Below are 17,144 nucleotides of genomic sequence, written 5' to 3' on the forward strand. Positions count from 1 at the left end.
TCACGTATACTGCCATCAACGGTGCCGCAAAGACATATCTTTTCCGTAACCATGCGGGAAAGCGTACAATTGGAGATGCCGACGGCCTTTACGAGGGCTTTGCATCAGCCATTGATGGATATACCGATTTTGAGACGGCCAAAGAACCGGAAGGTTCAGCTAAAGAAAATTTAATCCGTTTGGGGAATCTTCTGTCAAAAGACAATCCACAGCAGGATGATCTTGGTATGTATGCTGCTAAAAATGCTGCAGCAAGCGCCTCTGAAGCTAAAACAGGAGCAGGCATTTATTTTCTGGAAAATTCCGTAAAAAAGGATGCATTCACTGCTAAAAACAAGAATTTCGGTTACTACCGTCTGCCCTATGCCAAGGTCTATACCACTTATACTCCGAATGAAGTATGGAAACTTGAAGACGGAAAATTGGTCAAAGAGACTAATTTTCAAAAAGGGACAACATTTTTCCGGGGGGAAAAAGACGGTCTTATCTATGCTAGCAAGGAAGCCGCAAAGAAAAGCCAGTTAAATCCGGATCAAGGAGCTTATACTTACATGAACGGAAAATGTGCATACCGTGCGTTGTGGAACCGTCAGACTGTTACAGCTGATGGAAAATCGATTGTGAACGCTGACACGCGCCGTAACAACACCTATCTGTTGACAATCAAGGCTTTCCAAGGATTGGGCATGCCATGGGATCCTTCCGATCCCAAAGATCCATATCTTCCGAAACCGACAGATCCTACTGAACCGACAAATCCAGAAAATCCGGATATCGAGAAAGAAGAGACCTATATGCGTGTCGAGGCCAAGGTACTCCAGTGGAACCTCGTTTCACGTGATGTCGTTCTGGAGTAATTTTAGTATTAGATTGCTGATAAATTCAGCCTACAATTTCTTACATAGCTGTAGAGAGGGAAGAGGAATTTTTCCTCTTCTTTCTCCAATCAACAAACAGTTTGGTTTCAAACTGCTAAATAACCCCAACATAAACTATATCAAATGAGAATCAGAAGTGTACATTACATCGCATTTATCATGTTGCTGGTTTACTGTCTTATAGGATGTAATTCTGCGGTATTTGATGACTTGGGTAGTTGTCCGCAAGGTGTTTATTTCCAGTTCTATAGACAGACCCCTTGCGAACAATTTCCTGGCTATCCGTCAGATATCAGAGAAGTCCGGGTATTTATCTTTGATGATGATGATCTGCTGGTGGGCGAATTTTCTGACAAGAAGGCAGTCCTTTCGGCAGATTATTCTTTGTCCGCCACATTGCGGCATACGGGGAAACTCACGTTTGTCGCATGGGGTGGCAGTGACCTGGAGGCCTATGATTTTTCAGATTTTCGAGAAGGCGTTACTACCAGACAGGAAATGCAGGTGTCACTGCGGTTGAAAAACGGACGGATTTCCTCAGCCCCCGGGCCTCTGTATGTCGGTCTCGCCTCCATATCACTGGAGAACCGGAAAGATATGGGAAGCGTGTATGAACGGGTGGCTTTCAATATGCAGGAATTGACATACCGGGTACACTTCACAATCAGCTCCATAGGTTCCCCTTTCCCCATAGACGGGGAATTTGTCATCAGGATAGAAGATGACAACGGTGTGTATGATTTCAACGGCCGGATCGCCCTTTGCGAACGTTTTGAATACGAGACCGAAGCCGTACGTGACGCTGAAGGGGCATTGAAAGCGGATTTCACGCTGATGAAACTGGAAGAGGGAAGAAATGCATTCGTATCTCTGATTGACAAGACAACCGGGGAGATTCTTTATACCGCTAATCTGGTTGATGACATCCTCATGTTCCGGGGAGATGCGGGTGAACCGCCGTATAGTCTGGAATGTGACCATGACTTTCCCATAACCCTGAAACTCAAGAACGAAAAGGAAACATGGATGTTGATACAAGCAACCGTTCTGGATTGGAATGTCGTTTCCCGCCCCATAGAATTGGAGAACTGATAATCAGACAGATTTTAAAACTAATGATTCGTGTAATATTAGAAAGGAATTGGTATTATTATAAAAATGATAGATAATGAAATACGGAATTGTGATAAAGCTGTTGATGGTGGCCTGTGTATCAATTGTACAATTGACCGGATGTTCGTCTGATACGGAAGAGTTAGAAAAGTCAGTTTCGGGTATTCCCATCCGGATTGTGGCGGAAATGAATGGAGGAACTGGTATTTCTCAGATGACAAAGGCGTCTGTACGTTCATCCGGAGAGTGGAAAGAGAACTATATCGGTGCAGAGGAATATGAGAAAACTGTTAAACATGTTCTTCTCTTCGCTTTTAAGAATATGGAGAGCTCTCCGGAAAAAGTTATTTTCTATTATTCCCAAGGAACAACCAACCCGTTGGCGGGTATAACCGGCATTGAGCATTTTGAGATGAGAGAGATGGGTAGAGTGAATGCAGGCGAATCCAATATAGCCTTGGACCTGGAGTTGATGGGAGGCGATTATAATTTTGTTTTGTTGGTTAATTGTGAATCCGGATTGGAAAAAATCAGGAATGGACATACAATTCCTGATCCGAAGCAATTAATGGAAAAGACCGAAATTTTCACATCTGACGATCTGAAAGGAGAAAACCGGAAGTATCTTCCCATGACTGGGCAGTGTAACTTCCATGTTCCGGATAATGTAGTTAGTAATAATAGGATTACCCTTTCTCCCTGCATACTTCTGGAACGTATGCATGCCCGTATTGAGTTCATACTTACAACAGTTGATGACAGGGGGAATTATCTGTCTCCTTTGTTACCTCTTTCCAAAGTGACAAAACTCACCCTGAACAATGAAGCTAGCGGTTATTCTGTACTGCCTTCTTCTGGGGAATACACCGCCACTGGAAGTGGTAATCCGGATATGAGAGGAGTAGATTATGCGGGGACTCCCCTATTATTGCCGGAAAGAGCCAGTTTCCATGACGGTGCCAACGAGGGGGCCGGAGAATCCGCTTTTGTGACCAAATGCAAAGAAAGACTGCTTCCATATATGGGTAAGACACCTAGCTACATCTATGTGGCTCCGGGAGTCTACGGGAAAGGGAAAGAGGGGGCGCTGGCCTTGGTCTTATCCGTCGATTATCGGATGGGAACCCCCGATAAGCCGTATAGGATCGAACTCTATAATCCGGATCTTTCCGAGAATGATAAGGGTTATTACAACATCCGGCGTAATACGGTTTACCGTGTCTTCGCCACACTGAAAGGACCCGGAAATATGGAATATGACATAGTTGTGGACGAATGGGAGGATACGGAGGTGGCTATCCCCTGGTAACTAAGGTATGGTCAGTCATGCCATCACGAAGAAAAACAGTTTAAAGAATAGATACATATGAGAATCAAACATTACACTTTGATAGTCGCTTTTCTGGCGATATCTATGGGAATCCCTCTCGTGCAAGGGTGCAGTGATCCCTTCGATGAGTATGGAAACGGCGGGACAGAAATGCCTGTCAGGGACGGCTGGACGTCTGTCAGCATGTCTGTCGAAGGACTTGGTCTTCGAAATCCCCTGACACGGTCCCTTACACCGGAGGGGGAGAATTCCACGGCAGCGGAGAGGATTAGGGTACTTGTGTTTGACAAGGACAACAAGTTTTCATATGAGGCCAAAGTGACCTCCTATATTCCTTCCGGTGATCCGGCTGACAAGAAAGACAAGGGTACCATGACCTTGTTGGCGAAAAATACTCCTTCAGGCGATACCAGTACATTCGTGATGCTGGCCAATGTCACCCGGTCAGCTAATACAGACGCAGACGGGCTGGCTGGAAAGACACGGGAGGAAGTCATGCAACTTTTCACTTTCTCCATGCCGGACAAGGGGGTATGGAAAGACGGGGAGTTGCCGATGTGGGGTGCCTCGGACCCGGTCAGGGTGGATCACAGTGCCGGTGCTGTTCCCAAACTTGGAACTGTCTATCTGGTCCGTGCCGTAGCACGTGTGGACGTGGGGCTTAACTTGAGCAACATGTCGGAAGGGGCTTCTACATTCGACGAGAAAGCCGGGGGGATTGAAGGGATAACGCTGACTAAAGTATTTTTTTATAATACCAATACGACGGGACGGGTCTCTCCGTTCGAGAACAGGATTTACTGGGATGAGGCCAATAGAAAGGCGAAACAGCCTTCTATTCCTGATCCTGCTCCGGCTGTGACAGGAAAGATTGATAGAACATCTTCCATAGTGGATGAGAAAATCTTGTTACGTGAGGTATATGTTCCGGAGGCGGTCAATGTGCCGACGGCTGCCACGCAAGGAGCCAACGGAGAAACTCTTCCTGAGAATAATACGGAAAATTACTTGAAACGTCCTTATATCGTTGTCGGACTGACCGGTGCAGATAAGAGCCGTCCTGACAAGGAAACTTTCTTCCGGATAGACTACCTGAAACGTACCGGAGCCGAGGCTGATGCGACATACGAGTACCTTCCCTTGCTGCGTAACCACCGTTATCTGGTAAATATCAAGGCTGTAGGTGGTCCGGGATTCGATACGGAAGAGGATGCTAGGAAAGGGCCGGCTGCTAACATCATGTATAATGTTGTGGTATGGAACGAGTCCATTATGTCTGATGTATTGTATGACGGGCAATATATGCTGGGGGTCAGTGCCGACCATTTCACTTTTTATAGGGAGGGAGGCAGCCTGACGGCGAAAGTGCAGACTTCCTGGCCGGAAGGATTTACGGTAGAGGGACTGCCTGCATGGATCAGTTATTCTATAAAACCTTCGGATCCGGATAAGACCGCACCGACGGATGAGAAAACCGTGACCTTTACGGTCACAGAGCATGTGGATGCATCCCGAAGGTGGCCGGAAAAGCCGGAAGATGCTCAGAATACGTTGAAAGCCGCTTATGTGAAGGCGGGGCGTATGAAATGGTTTCTTGGCTTTGAGCAGTCTAAGGATATCAATGTCACCTTACAGATTTTTGCGGACGAGGCCTGCAGCCGGCCGCTGGAGTTTATTGAGGTCAATCAGTATGGCGAGAGCTATGGGCAGGCGGATAAGGTGATAACGAAAGACGGGCGGACGCTTACAGCGGAAGAGGCAGGTGCCAGGGTTACTTTCTATGTAAAGACAGAACCGCATGATTTGGAGCCCGTTTTCCATGCCGAAGCCGCCAATCCGTTCAAGATAAAGAAAACGGGTCAACTTGCCGGGGGAATATGGAAGTACACGGTGACGGCTCCCGACATTACAGGAAATACGGAGTATTTCGATAATTTCAATACCACTTATACTTTCACCGTCACACACGTGGAAACCGGTAGAAGTGCGTCGGGGAAACTCAGCCTCTTGCAGAAAGAATATAATGCTATCCCCTTTTTTGACAAATTCCTGCATCAGTCATTGCTGGTATCCAATAACAGTATCTATCTGATGGATGGCAAACAGAAGCAATATTATGTCAAAGCCAACAGCGAATACAAAATTGAGTTGGTTTCCGCTTTGTCCGACAACGGAGCAGGTGATGTGATAGAGATGTTCGCTCCTTTCTATGAGAAGGATCCTTCCCTTTCCGGGAAACCAGTTTCTTTCACGGCTGTTGACGATATCACAACCTCACGTCTTTACTCCGGTAAGGCGAAATTCAAGATTTATTCCCCTGATGGTCTTTTTCCGGAAAGAGAATTTGAGTTGGAGCTGGTTTCCGGAATTGTGCAGCCTGAAGCGAATACATATATGCTTAAAGCGGGAGCAAAGCAAGGGATCTTTATTCCTGTTTCCCGGGTAAATACTGCCTATGAGTATTACAAAAAGCTTCTGGATCATGACGCTGTTTTAAGTGATAAGCAGGGACTTCCCGGTAGCAAAGAGGATTTCATGTTGAATAAGTTGGATGCAGATGATGATTGGAGAGTCAATATCGTGTGGACGGATATTAAAGAGGCTGGTGGGCATAATGATATAGAAAAAGCGGGACTCAGTGAATTGTCCGAACAGGGAGGTTCCGGTCCGGGATCATATATTTATGTCAAGCCAGGGCAGACTCCGGGAAATGTGTTGATAGAAATTAAATCTGGAAAGATCAAGGGGAATCCGACACTCTGGTCCTGGCATATCTGGATTGTTGACAAGTATCCGACAGTCTTGGATGTTGCGAGTCAGGGAGGTGATGGTCCGAAAACGGTTCAATTGATGTCGCATCTGTTGGGAGCATACGAAAGGGTCCAATCACAGTATAGTGCAGATGCATATAGGGAATTTGGTATGCAATATCAATGGGGCAGGAAAGACCCGTTCCCGGCACATGATGTTCGTGTCAATAAAAACTTTTATGACGGCAGTGGCAAGCTATTTGATTTCCTTTGGGAACAGAGAGGAAATGATGTGGATTATGGAAAAACAGATGCTCAGCAAGCGAGAGGGGCTGCTCTTACGATGAAACAGAGCATCGAACATCCAAACGCTATCGTCTCTCATCAAAGTTTCTGGCTGTATGAATGTTTCCCGCATGGGCTGGTTAGTTATTTCAAAGACCGCTGGGTATTCCTGTATCCATGGAACCGGCCTTCCCAGACAGGGAATCCGGAGGATGTAGGCGGGAAAACCGTATTTGACCCTTCTCCTTACGGATTCCGGATTATGTCGCAGAAAGAGGCCGTGACTTTGAGGTTTGCATATTATTATGCAAGTTATTCTGGAATACAGACACCTCTGCCTGGAAGTATTTATGACGGTACCTTCTTGAACAACAAAACGGGAGGGGATGAAGTTATTTTCGCCGTGGCACAGGCCAAGAGCAATACTCATGCGGGCCATTATTTGCTCAATTCCGTTGGATCTGCCGCGGGTTGGACATCCGCTTCCAATACGAACGCTACTTACAGGCGTTGCATGACCTATTCCGTACGTCCGGTCATTGATCCGGATGTGCAGGATGACTACAAAAAGTATTTGCCGGAATAAGTCATGGAGGTGTGTCAAATTGCACACCTCCTTTTTTTATGCACAAAGATTGAATCCAAAGCCAACAAGTACACTTTCGTCTGGCGAAAAACAGTTGAGCGGAATCGTGAACACCTGATGAGGAAGCTACATGTCCTCTAGGATAGAAAAATGATGTCATCGCCCGAGAGAAATCATCGGAAAGCTATGAGGCAGTTGAATTCACTCCGGCTATGCTGACCGAAATGGCGGGAGAGTTACGTCATGCACTTGAAAGAGTTCCCGAACCTTCCACCCAAGAGGAGAAAGTTGCGCTGAAAAAAACGCAAATAGCTGAAGGAGCTGGAAGAACAAAGAGACAAGCTACAGGAATACGACAATCATCCTGGACACTCTACAAGGCAGGAACTTCTATTCCAAGACAGACAAGGACGCTACTTTTATGAAAATGAAGAGGAATGCCATGCGTAACGGTCAGACGAAACCCAGCTACAACCTTCAGATCGGCACCGAAAACCAGTTCATTACCGATTTTGCACTCTTTCCAAACCCTACAGATACACTGACCATGATACCTTTCCTGCAATCCTTCTGTAGCGTGTCATATTCTGGTGTCTGTTTATAGTCATATATTCACGAAATAAATATTGTGAGAACTTTGTTTCATATCACTTTTACACGAGCATTTGGTAACTCAGAGACATATCTTATGAATGCTGTTTTAGGAACCGATATACCATCGGAATGGTAGTCAGTCATAAAAATACATGGTCTTATTACCTCCAAAACTCTTTATGTCCAATGACCTATCAAAGCCCGATTGATTGACCAGTATATGTTCTGTGTATTTAACTTGTCTGTTTTAGTTGAGAAATTGTCTGTTTTTACAAAAACAGCTTTATCTTGATTTTTGTTGTAATAAAAAATAAGAAACATGAAATTACTATATCTGAATGAACATTTATCCTGTCTGAATTACCAGATGAATTCGGATGTAGGATTTACTTGCCAGCAACTGGAGAAGAATGAGGTATACCGGATTGATAACAGCAAGTCATCGTGCACTCTTTTTATGATTGAAGGTGATGTGATTTTTGATCTGGGTAAATATAAAGGTTTACGAATTTTACAGAACCAGATGGCATTCATTCCACAAAATATAGGAACCCGGATGAAGTCTATAACCGGTTCGAAATGTATGCTTTTATTTTGGGACAGGAATGTAAGTGTATGTGACAAATTGTTTTTGGGTTCGTTGTCTGTCAGAGAGGAGGAGCGAATGGCTGATGATTTTATTCTTCCCGTCAGGAAGCCTCTTGCTGAAGTGCTGGATTCTGTCAGAAAGTATCTGGAAGCAAGGCTGCTTTGTAAGCATATGCATTTGTTGAAGCAGCAGGAACTGCTTTTGGTGTTGAAGGGCTTTTATACAAAGAAAGAACTGACAGCGTTCTTTTCCGCATCGACCGGCATCAGACAACGTTTTGAGAAATTTGTCATGGAAAACTATAAGAAAGTGAACTCTGTCAAGGAATTCGCTGATTTATACTATGTTTCCGAACGCTCCTTCAGCCGGAAGTTCCACTCCTGTTTCGGGGAAAGTCCTTATAAATGGATGCAGAAAAAAAGGGCGGAACAAATGTTGGAAATGATTTGTGATCCGGAACTATCCTTTCAGGAAATATCCGGCAGGTTAGGTTTCAGTTCACCTTCCCATTTTACGGCATATTGCCGCAGAATGTACGGGATGTCCCCCACCCTGTTGAGAGAAAGAAATAAAAAATAAACGGATTTTTATAATTGCATTTTAGCGGAGGAACTATGAAATATTCAAATGCTGGTCTGGTCTGTGAGCAGGCAGGTCTTTCCTGTGTGGAACTGCCGAAGATCTGTATACCAGTCTACAGAGAGGTTGTCAAGGACATGGCAGAAGTGATAAAGGACACCCAGATACGGGATGTTTTTTACTCTCTTTCTACCGGGATAGATATACTGACTGTTTCCAAGAAAACAGGTGTTGCCCCCAAGAAACTGGCATATATGTATAAAAAAGCGAGCAGGCAGGTCCGTTTGGAATGGAAATCTTATTCTGAATGGAAACAAGAGTTGGACCGTGTATATATCAGATGCCGGAATTATGCGGCACTCCTGACACATTCCCAAGAGTGTGGCGGACAGAATTTCAAGAATGTAGTGATAGTCGTAAGGGAACAGGATATTCCGTCGGAATGTGTAGACTTGTTAGTTACACCTTTAGGAAATTTGGATATAAATTTCAGGGTGTTACGTGCGCTTAGAAAATACAATATCTATCAGCTTGAGGATCTTTTACGCTTTATAAAATATAACGGATTTGATGCGCTGTGCCGAATACCCGGTATGGGAATGAAATCTGTTGAGCAGTTGTACAAGAATTTAAAAGAGAGGAAAATTCTGGAAGATAAGGAAACTTGCATCCTGTTCCGCTACCTTTTTGTGTAACACACAAAAAGAATGCAGAAACTGCATTCAGATATTGACAATGACTGTGGATATGATTGATATCTTGTCTTTATTTTTAAAACGAATAGATATACTGATAATATGGGATAATTCCCCTATGTTTAATTAAAAACTGGAATTGATGAGAAAAAACATCTTGATTTTATGTATGCTTGGAGCATCTGCCCTGACTGTAAGCGGACAGACGTTGTTGAAAGGGACAAAGTTTACGGACAACTGGTCTGTCGGAATTAATGGTGGAGTGACCACTCCGATGACACACAGCGCTTTTTGGAAGAACTCCCGCCCTGCCGTGGGTATTGAATTATCAAAACGGATAACACCGGTTCTGAGTCTGGGGACTTCAGTCATGGGGCATATCAACACAAGCAGCAGTAAAACGGCTTTTGACGCTTCGAATGTTGAGCTTTTAAGCAAGTTCAATATGATGAACCTTTTCGCTGGTTATCCTGGAACACCCCGGACATTTGAAATGGAAGCCGTAATTGGAGTAGGCTGGCTTCATGGCTACGTCAACGGTACGGGGGATGATAATTCCTGGGGTACACGGCTGGGAATGGACTTCAACTTTAATATAGGGGAGGAAAAAGCGTGGGCAATCAGTCTGAAGCCATCATTGGTATATGATATGGAAGGTGACTTTAACCGGCACAAGAGCCGTTTCAATGCCAATAATGCACGTGTTGAACTGCTCGCAGGGATTACTTATTATATAAAGGGAAGTTACGGCAGACACCATGCCACTCGCGTAAAGGAATATGACCAGACAGAGGTGGATAACCTGAATGCAAGTGTAAACAGTCTGCGCGACCAACTTTTGGACAGCCGGAAACAGACAGAGGAAGCAATTGGCCGGGCGGACATGCTCCAGAAGCAGCTGTCTGAATGTCAGAACAAGAAACCGGTCATTGAAACTGTTATTGAAAAAGCCAAGACACTGGAGTCTATTGTGACTTTCCGCCAGGGTAGTTCCAAGGTTGACGTCTCACAACTCCCCAATGTGGAACGTATTGCCTCCTATATGAACAGGCATCCTGAATCCAAGGTTGTGATCAAAGGATACTCTTCACCGGAAGGAAGTATCGAGGTGAACGAAAGAATAGCCCGTGCCCGTGCGGAGTCAGTCAAATCCATTCTTACAAAGAAATACCGGATAGCCGCCTCACGCATTACTGCGGAAGGACAAGGTATAGGGGATATGTTCTCTGAACCTGATTGGAACAGGGTCAGTATCTGTACCTTGCAGGAAAATAAATAATATCCGGGACTATGGTTCCACACAAACCACAGCATAATCTGCAAGATGCATGAATGTTAAAGATTTCATATAAACCATGGATTGCGATGCGGATTATAGTCAGTCTGAAATGTAGCCAGTTGCCAATCGGTAACTGGTTTTTTGGTTTCATCAAGCTTACGGGGAATTTGTGGGTTGAGCCGCAAGCGGGCCGCATCGTTAAGCCATTTCATGCTGTCCTCATAATCCCGTATCCGTACAACACTTACATTATTGGGAGCTATGAGTTTTGTAAGTTCATAAACAGCCAGTCTTACCATGTGCCTCTTGAGGTTAGGATTACGTGGGTCATGTAACACAAGATGTTGTCCTGCTTGTGGAATATCTGCGTTTACGTCTGTTTCTGGACTGAACACCCGTCCTTTGTAGACTACGTACTCGTGATCCGAAAGTTCATATGTGTTGTATGCCGGATCATAATCTGCGACGGCACCCCAATTGTCGGAAACCATTGGATCGAGGTTGCTGTCAAAGCTGTCAAGTGTCGTCAACGTGTAAAACTCTCCGCTATATTCGACCACGCTCCATAATGGATATTTCATGGGCTGCCATGATGGTGTTTCTACTTCCTTCCAGCCATTGACTAACGGGATGCGTATGTCGTTGAACTTGTAACCATTCTCCAAAAGACAGGTATAGAAAACGCCATTATGACTTATCTTATCACCCGGATAGTAAGTACCGAACTGGGAGTAATTTACCACCTGTGTCACACTGATATTGGCATCGGAACACTCTTCCCAATAAATGGCCGTTGATGGTTTACGGTAACCGCTGATGGAGCGTGTCACTTCATGAATTTGTCCTTCAAAATAGATATGCACCCCCACAGGATAGGTAATGCGCCGGTCATATTCGGCGATATATTTTCCTTTGGCAAGTTCTTTCTCCACTTCGTAATTCTCCGAGAGATATTCCACAATACTTATCTCTGCTGATTCTTCAGCCTGAATAAACCGCTCGTCATTGCCTCGTGTAAGCTGCGTAAGGGCTTCCCGAGTGATGACACCCAGATAATCGTTATTATTAAGAAACCGTCTGTACATTTTTTATTTTGTTGTTAATATGAAAATCCTTCCTGAATTACTGAAGTGGAGACTACATATCCGTTTCCGTCCCCACCACTCTTAAACTTGTACCAACTATCACGCAGATAAAAACACAGCAGATAGTCAAGGCAGTCGGACAAATGGCCATAACGCTCGCACTTTACACCGGTTTTCGGATCGGTAGTCTTCTGCTTATTCTTTGAGCCGTCCTCATTGCGGAGCTGGTAAATCAAATCCTGTGTAAGTCTCCGGCATTTGATGTCTATCTGTATTTCCCAGCCATTGTAACCATCAAATATCTCGTTTACAAACTCACAGCGTGTCGCCTGCGGAGGCTGTTTTCGTAACAGTTTCACCTTGGCGCGTAGAACTCCTTTTCCAAAAATGTCCGCAATTATGGTGTAGTTGTTAATTCCGTCCTCATTGGTGGTAGAGCGCTGCAATCCGGACGGATCTCCCGTTACATCCACTCCGCCGATATGTTTGTCACGGTAAAGTTTCAAACGTACTTTTCGTGCCAGCGCAGGCGTATTATTCTCTTTTGTCTCCGGCTTACCAAGTATTTCCTCGAGTATATATACCTTTTTGTTGTCGTAGTCTATCTGTGCGGAAAGTACGGACATTTGGGGGGCGACATTGAAATCCCAGACCGTAACAAGCGGCTTGGTAGGATCATATACCTTTTCTTTCAGTCCGGTAACAAGATGTCTGGAACCATCAAAACTGCAATAAATGGCCATATCGTTGGCTTCCACAAAGTCCCAGTTACCATAAAGCAGGCGTTCCTTGGTGGCCTGATCCCGAATTTTGTTCAATGCGGCTTCATAAACCTGGCGAAAAGCAATGTTCGGGTTATCAAATACGGAAAACGGAATATAGGATTCACCTTCACGGCACATAACTTTTTCACCATTCTCATCCTGTACAAAACGGGAGCGCACCCAATTGATCGTCGGATTGGTCGTGAGCAACATTCGTGGCGTCTTAAACGTTTCGTGGGTTCTCCAACGGAGACGGGAAAACAGCACCTCGACAGCCCGTTCTGAAATCTCCGATACCTCGTCCACCATGGCAATGGTATATTCGGACGAACCAAAACGTTCGAAGTTCGGGTCGCTGGGGATATCCGCCATCTCTTTCATGATAATAACAGAATCATTCCAGAATGTGAGTGTGCCTTCGAGATTGTTTATCTTGTAATTTATATCCTCTTTAAGCCCCCAATCTTTCAGTATAGACTTGATGGTATTCCAGGTCGATTCCTTCAATGATTTGAGCGTCTTACGGGCGACGACCGCACGAATATTCTCAAATCGGATACACGAGGATACCAACCATACGCTACCGATAAAAGACTTTCCGCCACCCGCTGCTCCCCCACCCAATATCAACTGTGGGAGGTTTTGCGACCTACATTGCTTACATTGCGGCTTATACTGCGGATTCCTTTGCGGATCGTAACCGACAAGGATTTGCTCTATTTCTCCGCCGCAGTGGGGACAATAATTAGGCTGCAACAACTTCCACAGTTCATATTGTCGTGGTGACGGTTTGAACTCGATATGCAGGTTTTTAGGCGGTTTGAGCTTGTTGACCGCCATTCCTTATACGATTTGAATGGTTATATCGACCGCGGACTCAAGTATGGAATATAAATTCTGGAAAGTAGCAAGGGATTCCAACACTTTCCCTCTAACCGTGTTATTCCCCACGATGATACAGCCGACAGAATCAACTTCGGTATTTCCGGAATGAATCAGGATGCCGAGGAAATGGGGCACATCGTGCAGATACGGCATCTTTTTCTTGTACTTGGGGCTGTACTGAAAAGTGATTTTGTATGTTCCAGCGGGAATGGCAGTTCTGGCATAAATCTTTTCCTTACAAGTACAAGAACGGCCATTAGGGGTATTGGGGCAAGCTGCCGGAAGTTTTCTTACGGTGTCTTCGATGGTGTTACAAAAAAAATTGCCATTGATGGACAAGTCGCCTATTGTATAGGTCTGACCTCTGAATTTGCGATTGAGTGTTAGCTTCATACTTTGATACTATTTGTATCGAAAGAGTAGCTCCAACTATCGAATAGAGTTTATTGAGAATGTTTATAAGGTAAGATTTTAGAAAGTGATTATTGCTTTTGTTGTGTTGTAGGTACTCATATCTAATGAAGAGTATCAGAACCTCTTTAATAGACGGGGAAAGTTTTTTTCGTGGATTCTACATTTAAATCTAATTAAAAAGTTGTATGGGATAAATTGTATATAACATCACAGAGGATATCGTCATAATACAATTAGTTATCCATAATATTCCGGCATTTCTCCGCCTAAACGTTTTTATTAGATAGAACAAGGAATAGGATTGGTGTTTTATTCTGATACTTATAGCACTTTATATAAAGCAACGAGGGTTCTGTTTTCTGTTTGAAACAAGAAATGACCGTTACTTAATATGCACTCATGAATGTTGCTGTCAGTCGGATCGAAGTTTAACAAACGCACGGCTTCATCTCTATCTATAACTTGCATTTCCACACCTAGCACTGTTACATAAGTGGCATCTTGGGGAATCTTCATAAGTTCATTCAGTAATGTACTTTTCATAGCACTTTAATTCTTAGCCTGAAGTCCCGTCAAGCATTTTTAGATATCAAAAGAAAACGTGGGACATAACTGTAGCACCGAGGTTCTGGTAAACCTATCCGCAAACAAGTTAAGCCCACGCCAAACATAGGCGAAAACTGTTTGTCTTGCGGATGAATGAAATTTACCAGATTCCGGTGCATGACAAAAGCTAACGCTTTCTATTATTTTTTCTTTTACAAAAAAATATAAATAAAAACTAAATCTGATAAGCAATATAGCCTATCAGACTTTTAATATATACAAAAGAGACTCTGAATTATTTTTATCTTTCATAAATAAAAAAGTAAGCAACCAACATAACTTATGACAGCTTTATTCTTTACTCAGAAAGAGAACTACTTTTTACTTGCTTCCAAAGATGCTTTACGGAATTCTTTAGCCAGTTTTTCCAATATCAAAGAATCCTTACGAGCACGAGTTCCGGCAGCCTTATTCTGTTTTTCCAATTGAAGCGTAGCATTTGCTTTAAACGTTTCATAAGTGTCCTGCATTTTTTCTAAAAGTTCTTTCATCGTTATTTTTATTTGGATTATAATATAGCAACAAAGATAGCAGATGATTGAAAGTTATTTTTTAGAATACAGAAATTATTGCTTGACAGCATGAATATTTAACAAATGAACACATTTGTTTGCATAAGGGAGGTTGATTCATGACATCGAGTTCCGGTTAACAAGATGTTTATATACAAATTCGATAACCTGAAAACAAGAATGGAGTATAAGGATTTAGAAGGTCGATTTTCCTATGTTGGATGTCCTATGTGAAAAATATCATGAGATAAATGCACTGAATCATGGAAAATAGCTATCTTTGCAAGGAGTGACAAATATAGGGCGTTTTGCTCTATTTTGTCACCCAAAGACAGATGAAGTATAGTACAGCTATTGGACTTTCACTATAAAACTACTACATAGAGATGAAATGCTCAATATTAATAGATTATGTAGTTTTTTGCAGAAGTGGCAAGGAAGGAAATTTGCTCTGTATAGGGGGATTTTCAAAAATAATTTATTTCTAACCTTTTAGAAGTTGTAAACTATATACATCCGTCTTTGCGAAAATTTGATTATTAATTGTATTCATGTAGGCTGATATGCGATTTTTCGACTCAGAGACTTTAGTTTACATTTGATATTCAGAAAGTTAGGGAGCAAAAATAAGCTACCTGGGATAGATAGCCTTTTTTATTTTATCCTTGTTAGCCCCCCCAAAAAAAGTGTCACTGCTAAAAATGAAAAAGGCAAAAACCAAAGTAAGATTGCTTGCAAAAATATAGGGAATGCCAAAGTATGTTTTTCCCGCATCAGAAAACATGTTTGTACACGTATATTCCCATATAGTTATACATACGTACAGACTTGTGCGGACGTATGTATAATTATATGTCCAAAATAAAATTCCATATCAAAGACAAGGGCGTTTTTTTAAAAGGCGGTTATCTTTTTTAAAAACGTCTTGATCTTTTTTACCGTTACCGGAACTTTGTAAACCGTCATTCTATGGAAATCCCCCCCCTTATGCACACTTCTTGCGAGAAAAAAGCCTGAAAACACCCTACTCCCTATCAAGCCTGAAATAGCCCACAATATATGTATATAACTGAGGACAAGCATGTTACACGAAAACATATTTTAGAACGCTATGAGAGCATGAGAGCATAAGTGAGAACAAATATTTTTACTATATGCATATAAGTTGTTTATAATTAGTCTGTTATACAGACAGTGAGGGCATGAGGGCATAAACATCCGAACTTCCTCAAGAGAAAAACTGATACGTCAAGAACATTTCTGAAAGCTGTCAGAGAACAAAACAATCCTTCAAGAACCAAAGTCCTTCCCCACGATTTTGCAGATGAACCTCAAACAGACCGAAAAAACCGCTTTTTAAAAACTTGTTTTTCAATTGAAAGGACAGAGAAGCACTCTTTACAAGGCAAAGTCATTTAAAAAAAGAAATAAAACATTGCCCGCAAATAAAGTCTTGCTAGCTTGTTCAAGAACTTTCTATTTATCACAAACTTCAAACTTTATTAAATCATTAAACCATTTCTACCCGTATTTGTCATCTAGAAAACAATAAATAGATTAGATTATGGAAAAAATTATTGAGAGAAATGTCCCTATTGCAGAAGAGAATGTAACATTATCAGGACAACCGGCAACAAATATGTTCGAAGACTGGAGTGAGAACATAACTGAAACAGATCTTTTGCATGAAGAAAAAGATAAAGGATTCTCCCCTAAAAAGAATCCCAAAAAACTAATGAAAGAAATGGATCAGATAGTACAGGATGACATTAAAAACATTCATTAATAACTATTCATCCAATCCCCTTTACTATTTTACATTTGTCCTAGGCTAGTGTACAAAAATCACTTGGCGAAAAGAGTATAAGGACAACTGAATACAAATAAATTGGAAACAGCTGCCATAAAAAACAGTTGTTTCCAATTTCAATTATGAACAAAATCTCTATGACGGCAAATTAATTAAGATAACAACACAAGTCTTGATGCCATCCTGTTGGAGCATTATTCACCTCAACAGGGGTAAAATGATTTATCGCAATCACATTCTTCACTCCACGTACTATATCTTTTGCAAACAACGCTGCAAGTCCTAATCCCATTACCCATACTAACACAACAAAAAACTTTCTCATATCCTAATATATTTAAATGGTTATTCTTATGACAAAGAGAAAACAAAGCCTATGCCAAAACAAGA

Annotated in this window: 14 protein-coding genes and 1 pseudogene; 9 read left to right on the forward strand and 6 right to left on the reverse strand. The window is 42.6% G+C overall.

Annotated elements, in window-relative coordinates; all coding sequences use genetic code 11:
* The 8 genes and pseudogenes from RE317_RS18355 to RE317_RS18390 all read left to right on the forward strand — a co-directional run.
* Window positions 1-857: Mfa1 family fimbria major subunit (locus RE317_RS18355; RefSeq protein ID WP_303266265.1), on the forward strand; the 857-nt coding region annotated here is incomplete at its 5' end.
* A 144-nt stretch (window positions 858-1,001) separates the two neighbouring features.
* Window positions 1,002-1,970, forward strand: coding sequence for a FimB/Mfa2 family fimbrial subunit (locus RE317_RS18360; RefSeq protein WP_303266266.1), 969 nt, complete (start codon window positions 1,002-1,004; stop codon window positions 1,968-1,970).
* Window positions 1,971-2,046: 76 nt separating this feature from the next.
* A complete protein-coding gene (locus RE317_RS18365; protein ID WP_303266267.1) occupies window positions 2,047-3,300 on the forward strand; it encodes a hypothetical protein in 1,254 nt (417 codons plus the stop codon).
* Window positions 3,301-3,357: 57 nt separating this feature from the next.
* On the forward strand, window positions 3,358-6,942 hold the full coding sequence (locus tag RE317_RS18370; RefSeq protein ID WP_303266268.1) for a hypothetical protein: 3,585 nt from the start codon (window positions 3,358-3,360) through the stop codon (window positions 6,940-6,942).
* Window positions 6,943-6,984: 42 nt separating this feature from the next.
* Window positions 6,985-7,513 (forward strand): annotated as a pseudogene (locus RE317_RS21020) (IS1182 family transposase); the annotation flags it as partial.
* Window positions 7,514-7,855: 342 nt separating this feature from the next.
* Complete coding sequence (locus RE317_RS18380; RefSeq protein ID WP_303446167.1) at window positions 7,856-8,704, forward strand: AraC family transcriptional regulator; 849 nt, start codon at window positions 7,856-7,858, stop codon at window positions 8,702-8,704.
* A 35-nt stretch (window positions 8,705-8,739) separates the two neighbouring features.
* Complete coding sequence (locus RE317_RS18385; RefSeq protein ID WP_303266270.1) at window positions 8,740-9,399, forward strand: hypothetical protein; 660 nt, start codon at window positions 8,740-8,742, stop codon at window positions 9,397-9,399.
* Window positions 9,400-9,541: 142 nt separating this feature from the next.
* Window positions 9,542-10,678 carry an OmpA family protein gene (locus RE317_RS18390; RefSeq protein WP_303266271.1) on the forward strand — a complete coding sequence of 379 codons (1,137 nt, stop codon included), beginning with the start codon at window positions 9,542-9,544 and terminating at the stop codon, window positions 10,676-10,678.
* A gap of 65 nt (window positions 10,679-10,743) precedes the next feature.
* On the opposite strand, the gene RE317_RS18395 is transcribed toward RE317_RS18390, so the two are convergent.
* The 5 genes from RE317_RS18395 to RE317_RS18415 all read right to left on the reverse strand — a co-directional run bounded on the left by RE317_RS18395 (window position 10,744) and on the right by RE317_RS18415 (window position 14,923).
* On the reverse strand, window positions 10,744-11,763 hold the full coding sequence (locus RE317_RS18395) for a hypothetical protein (protein ID WP_117830219.1): 1,020 nt from the start codon (window positions 11,761-11,763) through the stop codon (window positions 10,744-10,746).
* Window positions 11,764-11,777: 14 nt separating this feature from the next.
* Entirely contained in the window at window positions 11,778-13,367 is a 1,590-nt protein-coding gene (locus tag RE317_RS18400; RefSeq protein WP_151849520.1) for a phage terminase large subunit, read from the reverse strand.
* Window positions 13,368-13,370: 3 nt separating this feature from the next.
* Window positions 13,371-13,805 carry a DUF5675 family protein gene (locus tag RE317_RS18405; RefSeq protein ID WP_151849521.1) on the reverse strand — a complete coding sequence of 145 codons (435 nt, stop codon included), beginning with the start codon at window positions 13,803-13,805 and terminating at the stop codon, window positions 13,371-13,373.
* A 342-nt stretch (window positions 13,806-14,147) separates the two neighbouring features.
* Entirely contained in the window at window positions 14,148-14,369 is a 222-nt protein-coding gene (locus RE317_RS18410; protein ID WP_117830214.1) for a hypothetical protein, read from the reverse strand.
* 377 nt (window positions 14,370-14,746) lie between these two features.
* Window positions 14,747-14,923 (reverse strand): histone H1, encoded by a 177-nt coding sequence (locus RE317_RS18415; RefSeq protein WP_032532785.1) that lies wholly within the window; start codon window positions 14,921-14,923, stop codon window positions 14,747-14,749.
* A 1,585-nt stretch (window positions 14,924-16,508) separates the two neighbouring features.
* Here RE317_RS18415 and RE317_RS18420 point away from each other — a divergent pair.
* Complete coding sequence (locus RE317_RS18420; protein ID WP_005839393.1) at window positions 16,509-16,730, forward strand: hypothetical protein; 222 nt, start codon at window positions 16,509-16,511, stop codon at window positions 16,728-16,730.
* A 172-nt stretch (window positions 16,731-16,902) separates the two neighbouring features.
* Here the strand turns inward: RE317_RS18420 and RE317_RS18425 are convergent, their stop codons facing one another.
* Window positions 16,903-17,079: a hypothetical protein gene (locus RE317_RS18425; RefSeq protein WP_005851777.1), complete on the reverse strand. Its 177-nt coding sequence runs from the start codon at window positions 17,077-17,079 to the stop codon at window positions 16,903-16,905.
* Window positions 17,080-17,144 lie beyond the last annotated feature (65 nt).

This window comes from Phocaeicola sp. GP0067, assembly GCF_031119655.1.
In the GTDB taxonomy this organism is placed as follows: Bacteria; Bacteroidota; Bacteroidia; order Bacteroidales; family Bacteroidaceae; genus Phocaeicola; species Phocaeicola vulgatus.

What these genes read in the sequence shown, in the direction of transcription:
- RE317_RS18360 (WP_303266266.1), top strand. Translation starts at nt 1,002, where the DNA reads ATGAGAATCAGAAGTGTACATTACATCGCATTTATCATGTTGCTGGTT.
- RE317_RS18365 (WP_303266267.1), top strand. Translation starts at nt 2,047, where the DNA reads ATGAAATACGGAATTGTGATAAAGCTGTTGATGGTGGCCTGTGTATCA.
- RE317_RS18370 (WP_303266268.1), top strand. Translation starts at nt 3,358, where the DNA reads ATGAGAATCAAACATTACACTTTGATAGTCGCTTTTCTGGCGATATCT.
- RE317_RS18380 (WP_303446167.1), top strand. Translation starts at nt 7,856, where the DNA reads ATGAAATTACTATATCTGAATGAACATTTATCCTGTCTGAATTACCAG.
- RE317_RS18385 (WP_303266270.1), top strand. Translation starts at nt 8,740, where the DNA reads ATGAAATATTCAAATGCTGGTCTGGTCTGTGAGCAGGCAGGTCTTTCC.
- RE317_RS18390 (WP_303266271.1), top strand. Translation starts at nt 9,542, where the DNA reads ATGAGAAAAAACATCTTGATTTTATGTATGCTTGGAGCATCTGCCCTG.
- RE317_RS18395 (WP_117830219.1), bottom strand. Translation starts at nt 11,763, where the DNA reads ATGTACAGACGGTTTCTTAATAATAACGATTATCTGGGTGTCATCACT.
- RE317_RS18400 (WP_151849520.1), bottom strand. Translation starts at nt 13,367, where the DNA reads ATGGCGGTCAACAAGCTCAAACCGCCTAAAAACCTGCATATCGAGTTC.
- RE317_RS18405 (WP_151849521.1), bottom strand. Translation starts at nt 13,805, where the DNA reads ATGAAGCTAACACTCAATCGCAAATTCAGAGGTCAGACCTATACAATA.
- RE317_RS18410 (WP_117830214.1), bottom strand. Translation starts at nt 14,369, where the DNA reads ATGAAAAGTACATTACTGAATGAACTTATGAAGATTCCCCAAGATGCC.
- RE317_RS18415 (WP_032532785.1), bottom strand. Translation starts at nt 14,923, where the DNA reads ATGAAAGAACTTTTAGAAAAAATGCAGGACACTTATGAAACGTTTAAA.
- RE317_RS18420 (WP_005839393.1), top strand. Translation starts at nt 16,509, where the DNA reads ATGGAAAAAATTATTGAGAGAAATGTCCCTATTGCAGAAGAGAATGTA.
- RE317_RS18425 (WP_005851777.1), bottom strand. Translation starts at nt 17,079, where the DNA reads ATGAGAAAGTTTTTTGTTGTGTTAGTATGGGTAATGGGATTAGGACTT.